Here is a 20440-nt window from a genome sequence, read left to right on the forward strand (position 1 = left end):
CAAGGGAAGGCCGTGTTCGGACCCCCTGCATGCGCCCGGCATCACGTAGCCAGCAAAGTCAGAACCCGTTGCGGCGCGAATGGCATATGCCGCAGCCTTTTCCCGGTCAGGGCGTAGAACGCGTTGGCGACGGCGCCGCCGGTCATGGGCACGCCGACCTCTCCTGCACCCGAAGGCGGAGCGCCGGATTCGATGATGCGCACTGAAATTTCCGGAATCTCATGCATGCGCAACACTGGATAGTCGTAAAAATTGTTCTGTCGTACCTGGCCTTGTTCGATCGCGACCCGTTCCTTCAATGCGGCGGACAGGCCAAAGACAATGCCGCCTTCGACTTGCGCTTCGAGATTCTTCGGGTGCACGGCGATGCCCGGATCCACCACCGCCCAGAATCGATGCACCTTGATCTGCCCCGTCTCGCGGTCCAGGGAGATTTCCGCCACGCCGGCGCCCACAGTACTGCGATACCCGGCGAACGCGAGTCCGTGAGCGCGCCCGGGCGGCGCGTTGCCAAAGCGGGACATCGATACCACCGCATCCAGCACATCCCGGCCGCGAGGATTGTTGCGGAGCAGGCCGCGGCGGAAGGTAACGGGGTCGCTTTGGGCCGCCACGGCGAGCTCGTCCATGAAGCCTTCCCGCGCGTAGCAGTTCGTTCCCCAACCGATGCCGCGCCAGGCCGACACCCGAAAGCGCCGCTCGAGAATGACGTGATCAGCCAGGATTTCGGGTATGTCGTAGTCGTTGCTTTCCGTACCCTCCATGACCAGCACGTCGCGGTTTCTGACATGCTGCCAGCGGGGCGGCGCGACGTATGCCAGGATAGAGGGGCTCGCGACGCGATGGTGAAGCGCCACGAGCCGCCCGCGGTCATCCAGCAAGGCGCGCAGCCGATGGGCGGTGGCAGGCCGCATCCAGCCGTTCTTCACATCGTCTTCGCGGGTCCACATCAGCTTGAGCGGACGTTTCAGCTGCCGTGACACGACCAGGGCGTCGTGCAGATTGTCGCGCGCATAGAAGGTGCGCCGGCCAAACGCGCCTCCCATTTGCATGGCGTGCAAGCGGATACGATCGGGTGTGGTCTGCAGTGTTCTTGCGGCCGCGGCCACCGAGACAGACTGGCTTTGCGTGCCGAACCAGATTTCTGCGCCCCGGCCGTCTTCGTCCACCGACACCACTGCATTGAGCGGCTCCATCTGGCCATGGTAGACACATTCGGTGGTGAAAGTCGCTTCGATGCAAGCGTCCCCTCCGGCCGTCAAGGCGTCGGCTGCATTTCCCCGCGTCGCCCATTCCGCGGCCGAGCTCGTGGCATCCTGCGCAGCGGCGACCGCGGCCGCGAGATCGTCTTCGCTGTCCGCCGCTCGAAAGACAGAATCCGTGCTCCATTCGACCTGCAGCAGCGACCGAGCCTGCAGCGCGGTTTCCCAGCGATCGGCCACCACCATCACGGCATGAGGCAGCCGGATCACATCGATCACCCCGTGCAGGGCCCTTGCCGGTTCATCGGACACCGCCACGGGTCTTTCACCTTCTACCGGCGCGGTAAGCTGAGCTGCGTACATCATACCGGGAAGCCGTACATCGATGGAGTACACGGTCTCGCCCCGGACCTTTCCCGGAATATCCAGGCGCTCGACATCACTGCCCACCAAACGATACGCGGCCCGAGGCTTGAGATCTGCGTCAGTGATGTCGGGCACCTGCGCGACGATTTCGGACAGGGCGGCGATCTCGCCATAACGCATGCGGCGCCCGCTAGGAGGGTGCAGTACCACTCCCGCCTCCGTGGCGACCTCGCCTGCGGGCACTTGCCAGGCCGCGGCTGCGGAATGGATCAGTATGCGGCGCACACTCGCGCCGGCACGCCGCATTGCATCGAAGTATCCGGCGATCGCAGTGCTGCCGGCTGTCAGAAGCAAGCCGCCGGTCTGTGGATTGCCGTAGATCGACTCGGCACCCTGGTCGACCTGCTGGACGCGTACTTTGGACCAATCGGCGTCGAGCTCTTCGGCAAGAATCATCGGCAGGGAAGTCATCACGCCCTGTCCCATTTCGGTGGAAGCCACGCGAACGGTGAGCAGGTCATCCGTGCTGATGGTCACCCAGGCATCGGCGATGGAGGAAGCGACCTGCCGGCCCAGCGCCGTGCCGGCCAGCACCTGGACCGCGCCGCCCGCCATGATGGCAAAGCTCAGGCTTCCGATCGACCGCAGAAAATTGCGGCGCGAGGCGTTATGGACGTGTTGCATTTCACGCCTCCCCGGCCGCGCGTTCGATGGCCTTCACGATGCGCTGATAGGTACCGCAACGGCACAGATTGGGGGCCATGGCCTGGATGATCTCATCGCGCGCGGGCTTCGGGTTGGCCCTCAGCAAGGCGGCAGCGCGCATGATCTGGCCCGACTGGCAGTATCCGCACTGAGGCACTTGCTCGATGATCCACGCGGTCTGCAACGGATGATCGCCATGTTCCGACAGCCCCTCGATGGTGGTGACCGAGCGCCCCGCCGCTGCCTGCAAGGGCGTCTGGCAGGAAAACACGGCCTCGTCGTCGAGATGCACCGTGCAAGCCCCGCAGACCGCCGCGCCGCAGCCGAATCGGGTCCCCGTGAGGCCCAGGTGTTCCCGCAGGACCCACAACAAAGGGGTATCGGGAGCCGCCGCGACTTCGACTTCTCGCCCGTTGATGGTCAGTTTCGCCATGTGCATGCCTTGGAGTGAATGGACAACGCGTCCAGTCGCAAGGCTATCAATTCACGGCGTACTGAAAATGAGGGCTGAATTGGCAGGACAATTCAGAGAACTTCAACAATTCATGGTGGCGAGCAGGTAGCCGCTGTCGAATGCCCATCGTGACCGACAACGGATCGATCCACCTTTTGAGCGCTGCCGTAACGGCGGACTGGTGAGCGCGATGGTGGGCCCACTTACACGCCGGGGCTGGTTGGTCCGTTCTCGTACCTGGCCCCTTGAACTGCCCAGCCGGTGCGGGCCACGGGTTGGTTCATGGGCGGGCATGGCGACGTGCGGGACGCGCTGGCGATTCGCCTAGGCGCCGCGGATGGCTTTTTCGTCGCCTTTCAACGCGGCCTGCACCGCGCGATACGAGGCGAGCAGCAAATCCCTGGCCGCCTGCTCGGCGGCCGCGCCATCACCTGCGGCTATGTGCAGGGCCAGTCTGGACCAGTCAGCGGCCGACTCACGCCGACGTTGCTGCGTGCTGAAACTGATGGCCTTCTCGCGGATGGCGTACCGCCACAAGGGCTGGTCGCTGAGCCCCTCGTAAAGGGTGCGCAGCCGCTTGCCCGAGCAGGCTCCCACCAGCATGCGTTGGGTATCAATAGAGAGACTGGCGTAATCGGCGGGGGCGTGTCGGCGGCATCGGCCAGCTGCCGGAGCTCGGCTGCTCGCGCGAGGAATTGATCCGCGAAGCCCTCTGGCGCCCTTTCGGTGGCCAGGCGGGCGGCAAGCCCCAGCAGATGAGCGCGAATAAGGAAGATTTCTTCAATCTCATCAGCGTCGACCGCCACCACCCGCACTCCGTAGCGGGGGATGCGCTCGACGATGCCGCGACGCTCGAGCAGCGCCATGGCTTCACGGACGGTGCTTCGGCTGACCGCGAAGCGCTGGGAATACACCTCTTCCTTGAGCCGTTCGCCGGGCTCGATGGCCCCGTCGTGTATGGCGCTGAGCAGCGTCTCGGCCACCTGCTCGGGTAGAGACTTGGCAAGGCGGCCGATCCGGGTCGATTCTTTCTGGAAATAGTCGTACGCGCCGGACATGGACTTGTTGAAACGAATGGGTTGAGAACGAGTATACCGTCGGGCCCGCAGCAGCTTTTGATCGCATTCACCGCGCAGATGGCTGAAGTCGAGCGCAACGACAACGTGCCGTATTACCGCGACCCGGACTATCCCGAGGTATTGCTGGTGTCGAACAAGTCGCGCAACGGCAAGCCATCGGAAACACGCAATACCGGCCGCAACTGGCATGCTGATCTGACCTACACGGACCGCCCTGCCAAAGGGTCGGTGCTCATGTGCAAAGAGAAGCCGCCGATCGGCGGCGACACGATGTTTGCCAATATGTACATGGCCTATGAAACGCTCAGCCTGGTGCTGCGCAATTTTGTAGACACGCTGGAGGCCGTGCACGACATCACGCTCATCAAAGGCTTCGAGCGGCGCGATCCGGCGCAGTTTGCGGAAATGAAGCGGGCCAACCCGCCGATTGCCCACCCCGTGGTGCGCACCCATCCCGACACTGGCCGCAAATTGCTCTTTGTCAGCGAGCGCATTCGCAACTTCGTGGGCATGACGGAAGAAGAAAGCCGGCCTTTGCTGCAGTTCCTGAATGCCCACGCCACTTCTCCGGAATTCGTCTACCGGCACCAGTGGACCTTGAACGACGTGGTCATGTGGGACAACCGGTGCACCCTGCACATTGCGCTGAAAGACTTTGACCAGAGCCAGCCACGTCACATGATGCGATGCTCGATGCGCGGCGAGAAGTCGGGCTATTTCATCGACGCGAACGCAGAAGACGGCGCCTCATTGAAAAGTGCGCTGGCCGCGGTGTCCTGACGATAACGGCAACTTATAAAAAACAGATCTGGCATTACCTGGAGGAGACAACCTATGCGCAGCACTCTGCTTTCCACCGTATGCATTCTTGCAACCCTGGCCTATGTTTCTGCCATGAACGCTCCGGCGTTGGCGGCACCCCCGATAAGGCTGGAAGTCGGCTTCCCACCCGGCGGCACCACCGATGTCATGGCGCGCCTTGTTGCCAACGAACTGAGCGCCGAGATCGGCCGGGACATCATCGTCGAGAACCGCGGCGGGGCCAGCGGAAGCATTGCTGCATCCTCGGTGGCGCAAGCCACGCCGGACGGCAACACGCTGTTGTTCGCGCCCAGCAGCCACGCCGTGAACGCGTCGCTGTACCCAAGCTTGCCGTTCGACACCGCCAAGGCGTTCCGTGCGGTGGGCATGGTCGCCACCACGCCTTATGTATTGGTGGTCAATCCCAAGCTGCCCCATGGGTCAGTGGGGGAACTGACTCAGTACTTGAAGCAGCATCCGGGCGAAGTCGCGTTCGCTTCTGCCAGCCCCGGCACGGGCCAGCACCTGGCGGGAGAACTGTTCAAGAAATCAGCCGGCGTGGACATTCTGCACGTGCCCTACAAGGGAAGCTCTGCGGCATTGCCAGACCTGATCGCGGGCCGCACCGGCATGATGTTCGACAACATCGCGGTGATGCTTCCGCATATCAAGAGCGGCAAAGTCAACGCTCTGGCCGTGACCACGGCAAAGCGTTCGGCCCTGCTGCCGGATAGGCCGACCGTTGCCGAAAGCGGCTATCCCGATTTCGAGGTCATGGGGTGGTTCGTGGTACTTGCGCCGGCAAAGACTCCGGACGCAGTGGTCGAACAGCTCAACCAGGGGCTGAACAAGATCCTGCGAGGCGAACGGCTCGCCGGCAAGCTGGCCGAACTCGGGGCGGAGGTCACGACCGGCACGCCGGAAAGCGCCGACCGTTTCATCAACGAAGAACTCGAACGTTGGGGTGCAGTGGTGCGGGAAGTCGGGATCAAACCGAACTGAGCGCCCGCGGGCCTTTGCAGATCGATCATCGAGCTGGCACCGCATGCCAGCTCGTTGGTCGGCGCCACGCCTTGTCAGCCTGCAGTCACCGTCATGCCCCCATCGGCCATCACGACAGACCCCACCATGAAGCTGGCGCGGTCAGAGGCAACGAAGGCGACCACTTCGGCGATCTCCTCGGGCCTGGCGGCGCGGCCGATAGGCGCGGCTTCACCATGCTGTGCGAGAAAGCCTGGGCCGTCTTCAACAACATCGTTAAGAATGTTGGTGATGACGTCACCCACACCAACGGCGTTCACTCGTATACCGTGATCGATGGCTTCCAGGGCCAGCGTCCGCGTCAACTGCGCTACCGCCCCTTTGGAGGCGGCGTACGCGGCAATGGTGGGAAACGCGAAATACGAGGCGTATGAAGCAATATTCACAACTGACCCCGACTTCTGGCGCTGCATTACCTTCATGGCCTCTCGCGAGTGCAGGAAGGCCGCGGTCACGTTCACTGCCTGAATGCGTTCCCAGTCTTCCCGGTTCATGTCGACGACGGGTTTGTTGATAATGATGCCGGCGTTGTTCACCAGTATGTCCAGGCGGCCGAATTCCTTGACAGCCAGGCCGACAGCGCGCTCCGCCGCGCCATCTTCTGTAATGTCGGCTACCAGGGGCAGCAGCCCGGGGCGTTCCAGCTCTTGCACCGCCGGGTTCTTATCCTCTGCGACAACCTTTGCGCCCCGCGAATGCATCAGCGTGGCAATGGCCTTGCCTATGCCGCTGGCGGCACCGGTTACCAGTACGACCTTTCCTTCGACTTCGCTAGGGGTGGATGGAATTTTGTCCGCCATGTGAATCTCCGTTCTGGATGGGGAGCGGAGGTTTCGCGCCCCCGGCGTGCCCACGCCTGGTGGCGCACGCTGACGGAATTGCCGCAAATCTGATGCCCGCCGCTCGCGGGCGAGGCGTCCATACAGCACGGCAGGCCATGCTTGCAGACCGAGGCGCGCACCGGCGACGCCCGCCTCGGACACTCAGAACGGCATCATGACCTTCAAAGTGCCGCGATGGCTTTGGATGTGCGAAGAGAACTCACCGTCATACTGCAGACGGAAATCGATGCCACCCGAGTCGGACACCTGCAGGCCCACGCCTACCCGGCCGATGACGTCATCCATGGGTACCGACGTTTCGAAGGATCCCGCGCCCGCGGGCGCGCCTTGCAGACGCGCCTTCACGGTGTATTCGTTTTCGGACAGTAGCGTCACGCCACCGTACATATATGGCCGCATGATCGCGCCGTTGCCAAGCGGCACCCGGCCGCCGACTTCCAACGTGGGGGAAAGGCCCGCCACGAACTGGTTGCTGCTGTCCACGTCCAGGTGCAAGTCGTTGCGCGATTCGCTATAGCTGGGCATGTGCGTGTAGAACATGTCCAGGTCCACATAGGGCTTGAGGTAGAACTGCTCGGCCGCATAGGTACGCGCCGCGCGCAGCCGCAGCGCGGCGCTATAGACATCCAGGTCGGAGCTGGCGTGACTTTGCAGGCCGGGGATGCGGATGCTGCGGTCGATGTCGTATTGGCCATACCCGGCGCTCAGGCCCGCCGAGAAGGTCCAGTTGCCCGTCTCGCGCTTGACGACCAGACCCGCGTATCCGCTGTCGCCCTTACCGCTGACGCGGCCGTCGTCGCCTCGCATGTGGGTGTTCTGGTAGGCCGCCGACCCGCCCAGGAACCAGCCCGGACGCACCTGATACTGTCCGCCGAACTGATACGTGACGCCATCGAACGAGAAGCCCGACACGCCACCCTCACCGTCCTGGTTCGTGTTCAGGCCAGACACCTGGCCCCACAGGCAGTTCTGTTCGCCGGTCAACGCATCGTTGCCCTGGAATGCCGGGCACGACATCATTGCCCCCGTAAAGCGCGCCATGCCGGCCTGCATCTGCGCAGCCGGCGCAACCGCCACGCCAGGTGACAGGTCCGACAGGCGGCTGGAGTACGTGTCCCTGCCCTGGCGCGACGCCATGTCCAGCGCCGCGTAAAGGGGTGCCAGCGCCGAATTTCCCCCCAGGTCCCAGGTGTTCTGCACGTGGTGAGCCACGGACCGGGGGTTGTCGGCCAGCGCCATTGACGGCGACGCAAAATCGGCGCCGGCCGCCTTCACGCGCACATCGCGGCCGTCCAGCCGGGCAGCGTAATCGATCACCGGGCTGTCCAGTGCGACGGGCGTACCCTGTATGTCGCCTTCAAGCGTGGCCACGACCAGTTCTCGATCCGGAAGCAAGGCAAGGGGCCGCAGGTCTACCTGTCCGTCCAGGCGCGTGTCGCCGTGCACGACCATGCGCGGCGACTTGAGACCATCGAAGTCCACCACGGCCTGGAGATACCCGCCGGCCTGCAAATTGAAGTCGCCCGCAACGTCCAGCGTATCGAATGAGCCCGGCTTGCCGATGGCCACCACGCCCGCGTTATTCACATGCGCCTGGTACAGCGTGGCGTCGCTCAGCAGGCCGCTGGCGGCGTTGTTCACAGCGCATGCAAGGCCGTTCGTGCCTTCGGCGCACTCGATATTGCCCAGGATCATGCCGGCGTTGTTGACAGTGAGCGCGGCCATATCGCCAGCCGCTCGGGCCAGCGCAGCGTCGTTGCCTCCCAGTGCTGCGCCATCGTGGCGCACGGCCGCCCCCCCCGCGCCGGCGATCACAACGCCCTGTCCGTCCACGTTGAGGGTGTTCTGCTGGTTGCCGACTATCCATACGCCATAGGCTTCGGCCCCCGTACCGCCGACCACTGTGCCATTGACGTTCACGGTGACGTTGCCCGACCCCTGCGGGCCTGCGCTCTGGGCGAAGATGCCCGTCGAGCCCGCGCCCTGTACGTTGATGCTTCCAGTCTGGTTCACCGTCACATCACTGCCATAGCCGGTGCCTCCGGTGGGCGCCGTGCTGCCCGCGAAACCGCTGTCGGCACTGCCGCCCAGGCCACCGCCACCGCCGATGGATTGCGCGATGATGCCAAACGCGTTGATCCCGTAGGTGGCAATTCCCCCGTCCGCGTTCACGACGACGACACCGCCGTCGCCGGCGCCGCCAGTTTCGCTGCCATCATGTGCGGCCGCGTTCCATGTTTCTGAGCCGAGCTGTATTCCGACGGACGTGTCGCCCGCGATACCGCCGCCACCCCCGATGGATTGCGCGACGATGGCGTGCGACCCCGCGCCATGCGTCGTCAGATTGCTGCCGGGATTCAGGCCCAGCGTCAGCGCGCCGCCGTCTCCCGCAGCGCCGCCCCGTCCACCCAGTGCAACACTGCTCAGGTTGCCGGCTGATCCTGCGCCACCCACGCCCCCGCCGCCGCCGATGGTTTGTGCCAGCAGCCCATGCGCGCGGTCGCCCATTGTCGTGATGCTGGCGCCCAAGGTCACGTCAATTGTGCCGCCGTCGCCCGCCGCGCCCCCTCTTCCACCCACCGATACCGAGATGGCATGGCTATTCTCTTCGAGCAGCTTCGACGCGCTGTTGCCGGCACCACCGATACCGCCGCCACCACCGATGGATTGCAGGGCCAGACCCACGGACTCGTCACCCTGGGTGGATGCGGTCAGCCATCCGGCCGTATTGCCATTGATAGTCCGGATGGCGCCGCCGGCGCCGCCCGCGCCTGCTGCCCCGCCATATGAGCCCCCTACGGTCAGGGTGCCAGTGGCCTGGTCGGAGCCATCGCCACCCAGGCCACCGCCGCCACCCACGCTTTGCAGCAGGACGGCGTAGGCGTGGTATCCCTGCGTGGATATATGGTTGTCATGCGATCCGTCGAAGTAGAAGTCGACGTCGCCGCCGTTCCCGGCCGCCCCGCCATGCCCGCCCAGGCCGATGAGCACATTCGCCTTGACCTTGCTGCCGGAAGCCGTGGAAGAGCCGCCGGCACCGCCACCGCCGCCAACGGACTGCGCGACCAGGCCATCGGCCCAATCGCCGCTGGTGCCGATCTGACCGTCGAACGTCACCTGGACGTCGCCGCCATTGCCACCGGTTCCACCATGACCGCCCAGGTCCACGCCAAACTGGTACGTGGAGCCCGAGTCATCGAGCCGCTGCTTGTTGTCGTTGTAGATGCCGATGCGATCCAGGATGGAGTGCGACGATGCATCGGCGCCAAGCGACCCGCCCAGTCCGCCGCCGCCGCCGATCGATTGCAGCAACACACCATCGGCGTCTCCCCCTTCAGTACGTATGGCGCCGCTCAAGGTGGCAGTGATTCTGCCTCCTTGGCTGCCCGAGCCGCCGTGCGCCCCCAGGCCCAGCTGCAGGCGTCCTGACGGCGAGTCGTCCATGCCCGCCGACACGTTCAAGGTGCCGCCCTGCGACGCACCACCGCCTCCGCCGATGGACTGCGCCACGATGCCGCGCGAGCCGGATCCCAGCGTCTGGATGACGAAGTTGGGATTCAGCGTGATGTTGACATCGCCCCCCGTGCCGCCGGAGCCGCCGGTGCCGCCGAGCCCAAGGGTCAGCTTCACGTTGGCCGGACCGCCATGGGTGTAGGCGTCACTGCTGCCCACGCCGCCATTTCCGCCTCCGCCGCCTATCGATTGCGCCAGCACGCCGTTGGCGAAATCGCCGTATGTGATGATGCTGGATGCCGGCGGCATGCTGGTCGCAGGAGGCAAGCGCAACGATCCCGGCAACGGTGCATAGGCGCTGCCGCTATCGCCCAGCGTTACGGTGACCGCGCCGCCGTTGCCGGCCGCGCCCCCGGAACCGCCCAGCGACATTCCCATTTCCGCTGAGATGGTGGTTTCGTCGCCAAGTATCGTGGACAGTGCCGACGAATCTCCGCCATTGCCGCCCCCTCCCCCTATGGATTGGGCGACCAGCGCGTGCGAACCATCGCCCAATGTGGCGATGGTCGAACCGTTCTGCAGTACGACCTCGGTGACGCAGGCGCTGTCGCCCGCCGGGCAGGCGTCGCCGCCCGTGCCGCCATTGCCCCCCATGGTGGCCTGGAAATTGAACGCCAGCGATTCGCCTTCGCCCGTGGGCACCGCGATGACCATGTCACTGGCGCTCGAACTGCCGCCATTTCCACCGCCCCCGCCGATACTTTGAGCCAGTATGCCGAACGAATCGTTGGGCGCGTAGGTTGAGGGGTCGACGTCTGCGGCCGCGAAATCCATGCCGGTCGCAATATGCGAATTGCTGAGGTTGACGATGGCCGAGGCTCCCGTATTGCCGTCGCCTCCGCTGCCCCCCAGCACCACGGCCGCATTGAACCCTATCGACACGTCGTAATAGCTGGCGGAGCCTCCGTTGCCGCCCCCGCCGCCGATGGACTGCGCCAGGATGCCGGTGGAATGCGACCCGCCGGTATTGATGTTCAGGTTGCTGTAGCCGACCTTGACCTCGCCGGATTTTCCCCCGCCGCCGCCAGCCCCCCCGAGCTGCAGCGCCGCGAACGATGCCACACTGACATTCGTGACGCTGCCGCCATTGCCCCCGCCGCCACCGATGCTCTGGGCGAGGATGCCTGGCGCATAGTCGCCATGGGTGTTGATCTGCGACGTAGCGTACGAAGCCCAATTGTTGGAACAGCCGCCATGATTGCTCATGCAGACCGAGCCGCCATCGCCGCCCCCGCTGGCGCTGCCGCCTATGGCAACCGATACGCCCGCCGACAGAATGAAGGTGTCGCCGCCATTGCCGCCCCCTCCGCCTATGGATTGCGCCAGGACCCCCGGGCTGAACTGGCCCGATGTAGTGACGCTGCCAAGGTCATTGAAGATCACGCTGCCGCCATTGCCTCCACCGGCGCCACTGCCGCCCACGCCGACTACACCCTTGCTGTCGCCGCCGGTGCCGCCGCCCCCGCCGATGGACTGCGCCACGATACCGATGGCCGCATTGCCCGCGGTGCTGATGGATCCGCTATTGCCTAGGACAAGGCTGCCGCCAGACGACCCGGTCGAGCCCGCCGAATTGCCGCCCACACTGAGCAGGCCCGTGGCACTGCCGGATGCCCCGCCGCCGCCGCCGATAGACTGGCCAACCATGCCATGCGCGTTATAGCCAGCCGTGGTGATGACCCCTGAATTATTCATGGTGACCTGGCCGGCCGTTCCGCCGCCAGCGCCGTCACCGCCGAGCGCTACGGCTGCCGAGGTATCGGCGCCCCCTGCGCCGCCGCTTCCGGCAATGGACTGCGCCACGACGCCGAACGCATGGTCGCCGCTGGTAGCGATTGAACCGTCGGTCGTGGTCGTGACCGACCCCGCGTCACCGCCGTTGCCACCGTTTCCGCCCTGCCCGCCCAATACCGAAACGAAGTCGCTGCCGGTGCCGCCGCCCCCGCCTATGGACTGCGCGATGATGCCCGACGCATACATCCCTGAAGTCGAGATGACGCTGCCGCTCTGTGTCGTGAGGTTCACCGCGCTAGCGTCGCCCCCGAAACCTCCGCCGCCGCCTTGACCGGCCAGCGCGGAACCGTCGCCGCCGTCGCCGCCCTGGCCGCCGAGGCTCTGAGCCGCGATGCCGGGCAGATTGTCGCCGCGCGTGACCACGCTGGCGCCGGCGTACAGGTTCACTGTTACCGCGCCGCCCTTGCCGCCGCTACCGCCCGAATGGTCTTTGGGTGGCCCTTCGCCACCTTTGCCCCCGACGGCCCGCGCGGCAATGCCGGCTCCTTCTACATACCCGCCCGAGCCGGAATTCGCCAGGTCAAGCAGCACGCTGCCATAGGCATCTACCGTGGCCTGCTGCGTCCAGCCGCCCGTGCCGTCACCGCCGCCATTGCCGCCGTTGTCGCTGTTGTCCGGGTCATTGGGGTTTGCGCCTATGCCGTCCGCCCCGATACTTTCGGCTCGAATGCCGAAAATCTTGCTGTCTTCATATACCTGCCAGTAGCTGCTGGTGGCGCCGCGATGAGTGATCTGCACCGTGCCACCCGTGCCGGCGTCGCTGTTGTACTGGCCACCGCTGCCGCCTACCGAGCGCGCGGAAAGTGCCGCGCCGCTCTCATAAGTGCGCAGTCGGCTATCGCTGCTGCCCATATTCACGATGCCGCTGTCGGTGATGGTGACCGTGCTGGCGTTTGCGCCGGCCCCGCCTACCTGGTCGCCATAATTGAGCGCGGGGTCGTTCTGGTTGCCTCCGCTGCCGCCCAAGGCAACCGCGTTGATACCGAACAGGCCCGAAACACGCGCCACCGGCACGGTGCCCTCCATCGTGAGCACTCCGGTATTGGTGACCGAGACCCACTGACCCAGACCGCCCGGCCCGCCATTCGAATCGTTGTTGTCGTTGTCCGAATCGCCATAGCCGCCGATCGATGCCGCGGTAAGCAGGCTGTTGAACGATCCAGTCTGGGTGCCGCTGAGCGTAATGTCGGCGCTATTGTTGACCGTCACGGATCCTGCGTCGCCCGCCGTCCCTTCATCCACGCCGGCCCCCCCGGCGGAAAGCGCCGTCAGCACTCCCTGCTGAAGCTGCCCGTCGATGGGCAGCCACACACTGGAATCAACGCTGAAACTGCCGCCGTTGGTCGTGATAGATACCGATGGCCCGGCGTCACCATCTTTCTCGCCGCTATGGTCCTCGCCCGCGTTGCCCTGGCACAGGACATAAGCGTAGCCATACGCGCCCGTGGGAATGTTCTGCGTGGGGCCGCCATCGCAGTGATAGTCGGCTTGCGCTGCGCCGAATACCCCTAGAGTGCACGCTCCCAGGGCGGATACCACCGCCAGCCGCAGGGTGGCCTGGGGGGTCAGCCGGAGTGGTATGCCGCCTCGATGGACTGAATTCGGGTTCATGGTCTTCCGCTTCGGTAAAGGTGGGAGACGGGGCGGACGTGTGCGGCCGCGGGAAAACTTCGAACCGATTCTGTTATTTCGAAATGCAAATAACAATATTTTTTCGACGAAACGCGTTATTTTTTCGACGAAATCCGTCTGATGGCCGATGAAGCGCCTTGCTCGTCGGCCCTGCATGAGCGATGCGCGGCCGGCGTTCGACCCAAGCGCTACAGGCGGCCCGTGACTGACAGCGCAGAAGCAACACCCCCGGAAGCACTACCCAGGGCGTTTACCAGCGCGTCGAAAACCAGCCGGATGCGTACAGGTACGGGCCCCCTTTGGGGTCGATATACAAACAAGCTCCATGGCTTGGGGCGCAACTCCGGCAGCACCTCTCGAAAGATGCCCCGTTCCAGTGCATGGCCCAGCATATAGTCGGGCACCTGGCCAAATCCCACGCCTGCCATGAGCGCTTCGTATTCTGCGTCGCTATCGTCGGTAAGCAGCACAGGACTGTTCGGCGTGAAGCTGCGCCCATCGGCGAGATGCCAGGGCCAGGGACGTCCGGTCTCCCGATCCAGCAACGCCGTCACCGGGTATCGCGCCAGCTCTTCGGCGCGCAATGGGGTGCCCCAAAGTCGCAGCACCGCGGGACGCGCGACGATGTGAAACTGTACCGGCCTTAGCGGCCTCGCCACGAAGCGGCTGTCGCGTAGCTTGCCGACGCGTATACCGATGTCGATTCCACGCGCTACGACGTCGTCGTGCTGGTCGCTCAATCGTATATCCAGGTTCAGCCCCGGATACTGACGCTGCAGGGCCAGTAGAACGGGCAGCACGAGGCGGCGACCCGGTCCCACGGGCGCAGTGACGCGCACATTTCCCTCGACGCGGCTGGAGGCTTCAGCCCCCGGACCGGCGAACAAGCCATCAATGGCTTCCAGGTGCACGCGCGCCTGCCGACTGAACTCCTCGCCAAAAGGGGTCAGTTGTACTCGTCGCGTGCTGCGATAGAACAGCGTTTCTTTGAGTTGCCGCTCGGCTTCTTTCACCGCGCGGGTAACGGACTGCGGAGCCACACCCAGGTGCGCCGCCGCCTGTTTGAAGTTGCCCGCTTGGGCAGCCGCGCAAACGATGCGCAGTAGTTCGAGTCTGTTAAGCATACCGCCTCGCAGTATTCCAGTTTCAGGAATTCTAAACGCCTAACTATTCAATTTACGGCAATAAATGGCGAATGGATACTGTGAGCCTGATCGGGGCAAGGCTCCTTTCAGAACCCTTTAACTGGAGAACATCATGAACAAATTCCAAAGCAACATTGTGGTCGTCATCACCGGAGCATCAAGCGGGCTGGGAGAAGCCACCGCTCGCCACCTGGCTGCGCGCGGCGCGAGGCTTGTACTCGGCGCGCGGCGAGTCGACAGGCTGGATGCCATCGTCAGCGAAATACAGGCGCAAGGCGGCGAGGCGGCCTGCCTGGCTACCGATGTCACCGATGCGAGCCAGGTTCAGGCATTGGTGCAGCTGGCACAGCAACGGTACGGCCGCGTCGACGTGCTGGTAAACAATGCCGGGCTGATGGCCATCGCGCCAATCGACGAGCTGAAGGTGGACGAGTGGGACCGCATGATAGACATCAACGTCAAGGGGGTGCTCTATGGCATTGCCGCTGCGCTTCCCGTGTTCCGTGCGCAAGGCCAGGGGCACTTCATCAATCTGGCGTCTGTTGCCGGACTGAAAGTGTTCAGCCCGGGCGGAACCGTCTATAGCGGGACCAAGTTTGCGGTGCGCGCCATTTCTGAAGGCCTGCGCCATGAAGTCGGCGGCAGCATCCGCACCACCACGATCGAGCCGGGGGCCGTGGACACCGAATTGAAGTACGGCACGAGTCACGACGCCAGCAACGCCTTCGTGAAGGAATTCTACGAAACCGCGATCCCCGCCACCGCCGTGGCCCGTGCAATTGCATACGCCATCGAACAGCCGGCCGACGTGGACATCAACGAGATCGTATTGCGCCCGACGGTGCAGGATTTCTGATCAGGCGTGGCGTTGGAAAAGCTCACCTGCAAGGCGGAGGCCAACATTGGTGAATGCCGAGCCGGCAGCGCCGGCATGCACAGTCGGATTGCGGCGGGCGCGCAAACTGCGTACCCGCCGACAACCCCTTATACATCTCTACGTGGCATTGTTTCCCGCATGCGCAACAGCCACCATCACGCCCCCGGGGCAAGCCGGCGGAAATTGTTTGCTTAGAATCGCGCATCGAACACGCGCGGCCGCAAGCCCGCGTGGAACCAGGTGATCATCGAGTAGATGTCGTAGACGGGTAACCCGGTTTCGGCCTGGAGCGCAGCCGCGTATGGCGGCATGTTGGTGCATTCGAGCACAATAGCGCCCACCTCCGGATGTCGCCGGACCAGATCGCGACCGGCGTCGAGGATGTCCTGCTCGGCCAGACCGACGTCCATATCGTCTTTCTCGGCCTTGATCAGCACGCGAAAGAATTCTTTGCCATTTTCCGTGCCGGCAATCGGTATGTCTGCCGGGACGTTGACCGCCGCAAGATGCGCGGGCGTCATCGTGGACGCACTGACCGTCACCAGGCCGACGCGCTTGCCTGGCGCAAGTGTGGCCTGCACCCATGGCACCTGCATCATTGACGAAGTGGCGACGGGTACACCAAGCGCCCCGGACATCTCGTTCTGGAATAGCGCAAGAAAGCCGCAATTGGTGGTGATCGCTTCCGCACCCTGATCGACCAGCTCGCGCCCGGCGTCGATAAAAGCATCCAGCGTACCGCGCGCGCCCTGCAGAACGACTTTCTCTGGCGTAGCGCCGCGGACTACGCGATACAGCACGGGAAACGGCCAGGTCCGGCCGTTGCCCATATCCCCAGGTATGCGGGGGAACCGTGCATCCAGCATCAATACGCCCAGCGGGGCACCGTACAGTGACTTGCCCCCACGAGCGATCTGACCAGCGTAAGGTGATAGGTGCATAGGTGGTCCTTTGCTTCGACAATCAGGGTTCAATGAAAACGGTGTGGATCGAAGGGCGCCAGCGCGATGCGGGTGGCCTGACCTTGGATCAGCTGGACGACAAGTTCGCCGGTGCGCGCCGACCCGACCAACCCCACGTGCCCATGGCCAAACGCGTGCACAATGTCGCGGCTGCCCGAGGCGGGGCCGATACATGGCAGGCCATCCGGCATGCTGGGGCGCGACCCCTGCCAGTAATCGACCCGCTCAACCGGCAGGTCCTTGGGCAGGGATGGATACACAGACAACAACAGATCCCGCAGAATGCGGGCGCGCTGCCAGTTGGGGGGCGCGTCGACGTCGGCTATTTCGACCTGACCGGCAACCCTCAGGCCTTCATCCATAGCGTTCACCACCATTTTGCAATCGGCAAACGATGTTGAGGTTCGCGCCCCCGCTTCGGGCTGCCGGATCACGGCGTGATAGCCGCGTTCAGCCGCAAGCGGTACGTTGTCGCCGGCGCTCCGGGCCAATTCTCGCGACCGGATGCCGGTGGCAATGACCGCCTTGTCGCAGGGAATAGTTCCGGACTCGGTCTGCACGCCGCGCAGGCGCCCCTCCTCTATCTGAAATCCGGTCGCTCGCGTTCGACGCACTTCAGCGCCCATTGACTGTGCCAGGCGCACCATCGCTGCAACGTAAGCTCCGGGATTGCGGCAGTGCCCCGGCTCGGACACCAGCACCCCGAACTTGTAGCGCGGGTGAAGGTCCGGCTCGAGCGCATGCAACGCGCGCTCGTCGAGTTCCTGCCACTCAATTCCTTCGCGGCGGCGAATCTCCCATGCATGGCGTTCGGCCAGGAACTGATCGCGGGACAAGAAGGCGTGCAGCAAGCCGCGTTGCTCGATCAGGCCCGACACGCCGGCCTGGGCAGCGAGCGACTTGTGCAGCGATGGCGCGCCCGCGAGCAGACTTCTCAGGGCATTTGCCGTCCGCTCCACGCGCGGCCACGTCCACGCCGAACCGAGGTACTTGATCAGCCACGGCGCCGCACGCGGCAAGTAGCCCCACCGCACCGCCAGCGGTCCCAATGGATCCTTCAACCATTTGGGCACCTGTTTCCAGGCACCTGGAGATGCCGGCGGCAGGATCGAATGCGACGATAACCAGCCTGCGTTCCCGTAGCTGGCCGCCTGTCTTCCGCCGGGGTCGTCCGGTTCCACGATCGTGACTTGAAGTCCGGCGTTCAGCGCCTGGACGGCTGTCGCGGCGCCTACTGCGCCAGCACCGATTACGACGACATGCAACGGGTTGCTCATGAGCTTCGTTTAGTGTTTAAGCCCCGACCCGCCAGTGATGGGGCGCGGCAAGAAATACGCCAATGTAAGGCACGGCGACTCGATATTTCCTCGCCGTGTCTGGTGCGACCGGCGACGTGGCCAGCATAACACTTGACTGTATACACGACAATATGCATGATACGTCTACACTCCAGTAGACAAATTTGTCTCCGGTTGTCCAGCATTTAATCTATCAAGGGGTTAAGAATGAAACGCAGAGAATTGCTGAGCCATACCGCCCGGTTGGGCGCGATTGCAGCCGCCGCGGTAGCAGTCCCGGCCAGTGCCAGCGCCCAATCCACGTCGAATAATGGATCGACTCTGGACCGGGTGCGCAAGACGGGCGTGCTCCGCATGGGGGTCATTGTCGGACAGGCGCCCTACTTCAATAAGAACCTTGCCACGGGGCAATGGTCCGGCGCCTGCCTGAGCATGGCAGCGGATATCGCGAAGATTCTCAACGCCAAAGTCGAAACCGTCGAAACCACCTGGGGCAACCAGATCCTCGATCTTCAATCGAACAAGATCGACCTGGCCTTTGCAGTCAACCCGACGCCTGAACGGTCCTTGATGGTCGATTTCGCTACGCCCATCCTGGTGCACTCGTTCACAGCCGTGACGCGCAAGGGCTTTCCCAAGCCTGAAACCTGGAGCGATCTCAACAAGCCCGAAGTGCGCATATCCGTGGATATGGGCTCGTCGCACGAACTGATCGCCCGGCGGTATGCGCCGCAAGCCAATATCCTGGCCTTCAAGACCCGTGACGAAGCCGTGCTTGCAGTGGCCACTGGCCGCGCCGACTGCAACGTGGTGCTCGCGATTCTGGCGCTGCCCATGCTGAAGAAGAATCCGGCCCTGGCCGAAATCGCCATTCCGCGGCCGATTCTGACCCTGCCGACCAACATCGCCGTGCGCCAGGAATCCGACAAGCGCTGGCGCGATTTTCTGAGTGTCTGGGCTGACTACAACCGATCCATGGCGCAAACCCGTGAGTGGTTCCTGCAAGGCCTGGCCGAACTCGACGTGCAGCCCGAGGATATTCCGTCCGAAGTGCAGTTCTGATCGGATCAGCCCATGAACAACTACGCATGGGACTTCGGCGCGCTAGCGCCGTATACCGGCTTGCTGTGGCAAGGGCTGTGGATCACGGTGGTCTTCACCGTGACCACCGCGCTTGCGGGCCTGGCCATCGGGCTGGTGGCCGGGGTGCTGCGCATCAATGCCCCGCGCTGGGTGAGCTTCCCGGTCGTCGCCTACATCGAAATCTTCCGCTGTACGCCTTTGCTCGTGCAGTTGGTCTGGATGTATTACGCATTGCCGGTGCTCATTCAAGTGGAAATGTCGCCAGGAATGGCGTGCTTCCTGACCTTGTCGCTCTATGGCGGCGCGTTCTACGCGGAAATATTTCGCGGTGGGATCGAGGCGGTCGACCGTGGACAATGGGAAGCCGGCAGAGCCCTCGGCATGCGGCGCGGCCGGATCTTCAGGCGGCTGATCCTGCCGCAAGCCGTGCGCGTCATGATTCCTTCGTTCATCAACCAGACCGTATTGCAACTGAAGAACACGTCACTGGTTTCCACGGTTGCGGTAGGCGACCTGCTTTACCAAGGCTCTGTGATTACCGCCGCCATTTACCGGCCACTGGAAACCTACACCGTGGTAGCGATCATCTACTTCGTTGTCCTGTTCCCGATCACGCTATTGGCGCAGCGGCTTGAAGCACGCATGGGAGCGCATCGATGAACCAGGGAAATCCAATTCTGCAAGCAACGGGCGTCCACAAGACCTTCGGCACCAATCATGTGCTGAAGGGCGTGTCGCTGGATGTCGCCAAGGGCGAAGTGGTCACGCTCATCGGGGCAAGCGGCTCGGGCAAGTCCACATTCCTGCGGTGCATGAACCTGTTGGAACTGCCCCAGTCGGGCAAGCTGGTGGTCGGCAAGCATCGCTTCGATTTCGACGCCAGCCAGAAGCAGCCCAAAGACTCGAGCCTGGCCGCATTGCGACGGGATATCGGCATGGTCTTCCAGCACTTCAACCTGTTCCCCCATATGACGGTTCTGCAGAACGTCATCGAGGGACCGATGCAGGTAAAAGGCATGGCACGTGCAGAGGCCAGCGATCTGGCCAAGGAACTGCTGGCCAAAGTGGGCTTGGCCGATAAAGTGGATGCGTTTCCCAGCCGGCTTTCCGGTGGGCAGAAGCAGCGAGTTGCCATTGCGCGTGCGCTGGCCATGCGCCCCGACGTCATGCTGTTCGATGAAGTCACTTCTGCACTGGATCCCGAGCTCGTTTCCGAAGTGCTCAACGTCATCAAAGCACTGGCCGCAGATGGCATGACCATGATTCTCGTCACCCACGAGATGGCCTTCGCAGCAGACGTATCGGACCGGGTGGGATTCATGTTGGACGGCGTCATGGCCGAGATCGATACGCCCACCGAGATTTTCCGGCATCCCCGAAACGAACGCCTGAAATCGTTCCTGCAAAGGTTCAACCACGGCCATGGTCTGACGGGGTCGGTAGCCGCCTGACCCGGGCTTGATGCGCAAGCGAGCAGAATTTGCCTTCGTAAGAAATCCCGAACGAAGCAAATCCCGCTCACGAACGCATCAGGCCCATGTCGGCCGCAGCCGCTTAAGCGCCGGGCGGCGCCGTCAACGCAGCGGAGTCACCCGCCGGACATCATCGGACGCGTATAGCGCGAGCTACTCGCCCGACACCGTCAT

14 protein-coding genes and 1 pseudogene are annotated in these 20440 nt (G+C 63.8%); 6 read left to right on the forward strand and 9 right to left on the reverse strand.

Annotated elements, in window-relative coordinates; all coding sequences use genetic code 11:
• Positions 1–41: 41 nt before the first annotated feature.
• The 4 genes and pseudogenes from ACV17W_RS12535 to ACV17W_RS12550 form a co-directional block, all read right to left on the reverse strand.
• Positions 42–2252, reverse strand: a complete 2211-nt coding sequence (locus ACV17W_RS12535) for a xanthine dehydrogenase family protein molybdopterin-binding subunit (protein ID WP_462592658.1) — start codon at positions 2250–2252, stop codon at positions 42–44.
• Position 2253: 1 nt separating this feature from the next.
• Positions 2254–2706: a (2Fe-2S)-binding protein gene (locus ACV17W_RS12540; protein ID WP_462592659.1), complete on the reverse strand. Its 453-nt coding sequence runs from the start codon at positions 2704–2706 to the stop codon at positions 2254–2256.
• A gap of 345 nt (positions 2707–3051) precedes the next feature.
• The gene (locus tag ACV17W_RS12545) at positions 3052–3330 is read right to left on the reverse strand and encodes a hypothetical protein (RefSeq protein ID WP_462592660.1); all 279 of its coding nucleotides are present in this window, start codon (positions 3328–3330) and stop codon (positions 3052–3054) included.
• A 263-nt stretch (positions 3331–3593) separates the two neighbouring features.
• Positions 3594–3785, reverse strand: a pseudogene (locus ACV17W_RS12550) (GntR family transcriptional regulator); the annotation flags it as partial.
• Between the two features lie 57 nt (positions 3786–3842).
• Here ACV17W_RS12550 and ACV17W_RS12555 point away from each other — a divergent pair.
• Together ACV17W_RS12555 and ACV17W_RS12560 are read left to right on the forward strand one after the other, a co-directional pair.
• Positions 3843–4586: a TauD/TfdA dioxygenase family protein gene (locus tag ACV17W_RS12555; RefSeq protein ID WP_462592661.1), complete on the forward strand. Its 744-nt coding sequence runs from the start codon at positions 3843–3845 to the stop codon at positions 4584–4586.
• 54 nt (positions 4587–4640) lie between these two features.
• Positions 4641–5609 (forward strand): tripartite tricarboxylate transporter substrate binding protein, encoded by a 969-nt coding sequence (locus ACV17W_RS12560; protein ID WP_462592662.1) that lies wholly within the window; start codon positions 4641–4643, stop codon positions 5607–5609.
• Positions 5610–5683: 74 nt separating this feature from the next.
• On the opposite strand, the gene ACV17W_RS12565 is transcribed toward ACV17W_RS12560, so the two are convergent.
• From ACV17W_RS12565 to ACV17W_RS12575, 3 genes are all read right to left on the reverse strand, one after another.
• Positions 5684–6448: an SDR family NAD(P)-dependent oxidoreductase gene (locus ACV17W_RS12565; RefSeq protein WP_462592663.1), complete on the reverse strand. Its 765-nt coding sequence runs from the start codon at positions 6446–6448 to the stop codon at positions 5684–5686.
• A gap of 183 nt (positions 6449–6631) precedes the next feature.
• A complete protein-coding gene (locus ACV17W_RS12570) occupies positions 6632–13408 on the reverse strand; it encodes an autotransporter outer membrane beta-barrel domain-containing protein (protein WP_462592664.1) in 6777 nt (2258 codons plus the stop codon).
• A gap of 209 nt (positions 13409–13617) precedes the next feature.
• Positions 13618–14553 (reverse strand): LysR family transcriptional regulator, encoded by a 936-nt coding sequence (locus ACV17W_RS12575; RefSeq protein ID WP_462592665.1) that lies wholly within the window; start codon positions 14551–14553, stop codon positions 13618–13620.
• Positions 14554–14686: 133 nt separating this feature from the next.
• On the opposite strand from ACV17W_RS12575, the gene ACV17W_RS12580 reads away from it, so the two are divergent.
• A complete protein-coding gene (locus ACV17W_RS12580; RefSeq protein WP_462592666.1) occupies positions 14687–15430 on the forward strand; it encodes an SDR family oxidoreductase in 744 nt (247 codons plus the stop codon).
• Between the two features lie 212 nt (positions 15431–15642).
• On the opposite strand, the gene ACV17W_RS12585 is transcribed toward ACV17W_RS12580, so the two are convergent.
• Together ACV17W_RS12585 and ACV17W_RS12590 are read right to left on the reverse strand one after the other, a co-directional pair.
• Positions 15643–16392: an aspartate/glutamate racemase family protein gene (locus ACV17W_RS12585; protein ID WP_462592667.1), complete on the reverse strand. Its 750-nt coding sequence runs from the start codon at positions 16390–16392 to the stop codon at positions 15643–15645.
• A gap of 29 nt (positions 16393–16421) precedes the next feature.
• Complete coding sequence (locus ACV17W_RS12590; RefSeq protein ID WP_462592668.1) at positions 16422–17690, reverse strand: NAD(P)/FAD-dependent oxidoreductase; 1269 nt, start codon at positions 17688–17690, stop codon at positions 16422–16424.
• Between the two features lie 228 nt (positions 17691–17918).
• On the opposite strand from ACV17W_RS12590, the gene ACV17W_RS12595 reads away from it, so the two are divergent.
• The 3 genes from ACV17W_RS12595 to ACV17W_RS12605 are packed head-to-tail and all read left to right on the forward strand — an operon-like array spanning position 17919 to position 20245.
• On the forward strand, positions 17919–18773 hold the full coding sequence (locus ACV17W_RS12595; protein WP_462592669.1) for a transporter substrate-binding domain-containing protein: 855 nt from the start codon (positions 17919–17921) through the stop codon (positions 18771–18773).
• 12 nt (positions 18774–18785) lie between these two features.
• Entirely contained in the window at positions 18786–19454 is a 669-nt protein-coding gene (locus ACV17W_RS12600) for an amino acid ABC transporter permease (protein WP_462592670.1), read from the forward strand.
• Positions 19451–20245: an amino acid ABC transporter ATP-binding protein gene (locus ACV17W_RS12605; RefSeq protein ID WP_462592671.1), complete on the forward strand. Its 795-nt coding sequence runs from the start codon at positions 19451–19453 to the stop codon at positions 20243–20245. The genes ACV17W_RS12600 and ACV17W_RS12605 overlap by 4 nt, the downstream gene beginning before the upstream one ends.
• The last annotated feature ends 195 nt before the right edge of the window (positions 20246–20440 follow it).

Source organism: Bordetella sp. MIP270_01_BMS (assembly GCF_054958705.1).

Bases quoted from the DNA above. Each gene is read 5' to 3' on its own strand.
- ACV17W_RS12540 (WP_462592659.1), bottom strand. From the start codon at position 2,706: ATGGCGAAACTGACCATCAACGGGCGAGAAGTCGAAGTCGCGGCGGCT.
- ACV17W_RS12605 (WP_462592671.1), top strand. From the start codon at position 19,451: ATGAACCAGGGAAATCCAATTCTGCAAGCAACGGGCGTCCACAAGACC.
- ACV17W_RS12535 (WP_462592658.1), bottom strand. From the start codon at position 2,252: ATGCAACACGTCCATAACGCCTCGCGCCGCAATTTTCTGCGGTCGATC.
- ACV17W_RS12585 (WP_462592667.1), bottom strand. From the start codon at position 16,392: ATGCACCTATCACCTTACGCTGGTCAGATCGCTCGTGGGGGCAAGTCA.
- ACV17W_RS12565 (WP_462592663.1), bottom strand. From the start codon at position 6,448: ATGGCGGACAAAATTCCATCCACCCCTAGCGAAGTCGAAGGAAAGGTC.
- ACV17W_RS12560 (WP_462592662.1), top strand. From the start codon at position 4,641: ATGCGCAGCACTCTGCTTTCCACCGTATGCATTCTTGCAACCCTGGCC.
- ACV17W_RS12570 (WP_462592664.1), bottom strand. From the start codon at position 13,408: ATGAACCCGAATTCAGTCCATCGAGGCGGCATACCACTCCGGCTGACC.
- ACV17W_RS12580 (WP_462592666.1), top strand. From the start codon at position 14,687: ATGAACAAATTCCAAAGCAACATTGTGGTCGTCATCACCGGAGCATCA.
- ACV17W_RS12575 (WP_462592665.1), bottom strand. From the start codon at position 14,553: ATGCTTAACAGACTCGAACTACTGCGCATCGTTTGCGCGGCTGCCCAA.
- ACV17W_RS12590 (WP_462592668.1), bottom strand. From the start codon at position 17,690: ATGAGCAACCCGTTGCATGTCGTCGTAATCGGTGCTGGCGCAGTAGGC.
- ACV17W_RS12600 (WP_462592670.1), top strand. From the start codon at position 18,786: ATGAACAACTACGCATGGGACTTCGGCGCGCTAGCGCCGTATACCGGC.
- ACV17W_RS12545 (WP_462592660.1), bottom strand. From the start codon at position 3,330: ATGCTGGTGGGAGCCTGCTCGGGCAAGCGGCTGCGCACCCTTTACGAG.
- ACV17W_RS12595 (WP_462592669.1), top strand. From the start codon at position 17,919: ATGAAACGCAGAGAATTGCTGAGCCATACCGCCCGGTTGGGCGCGATT.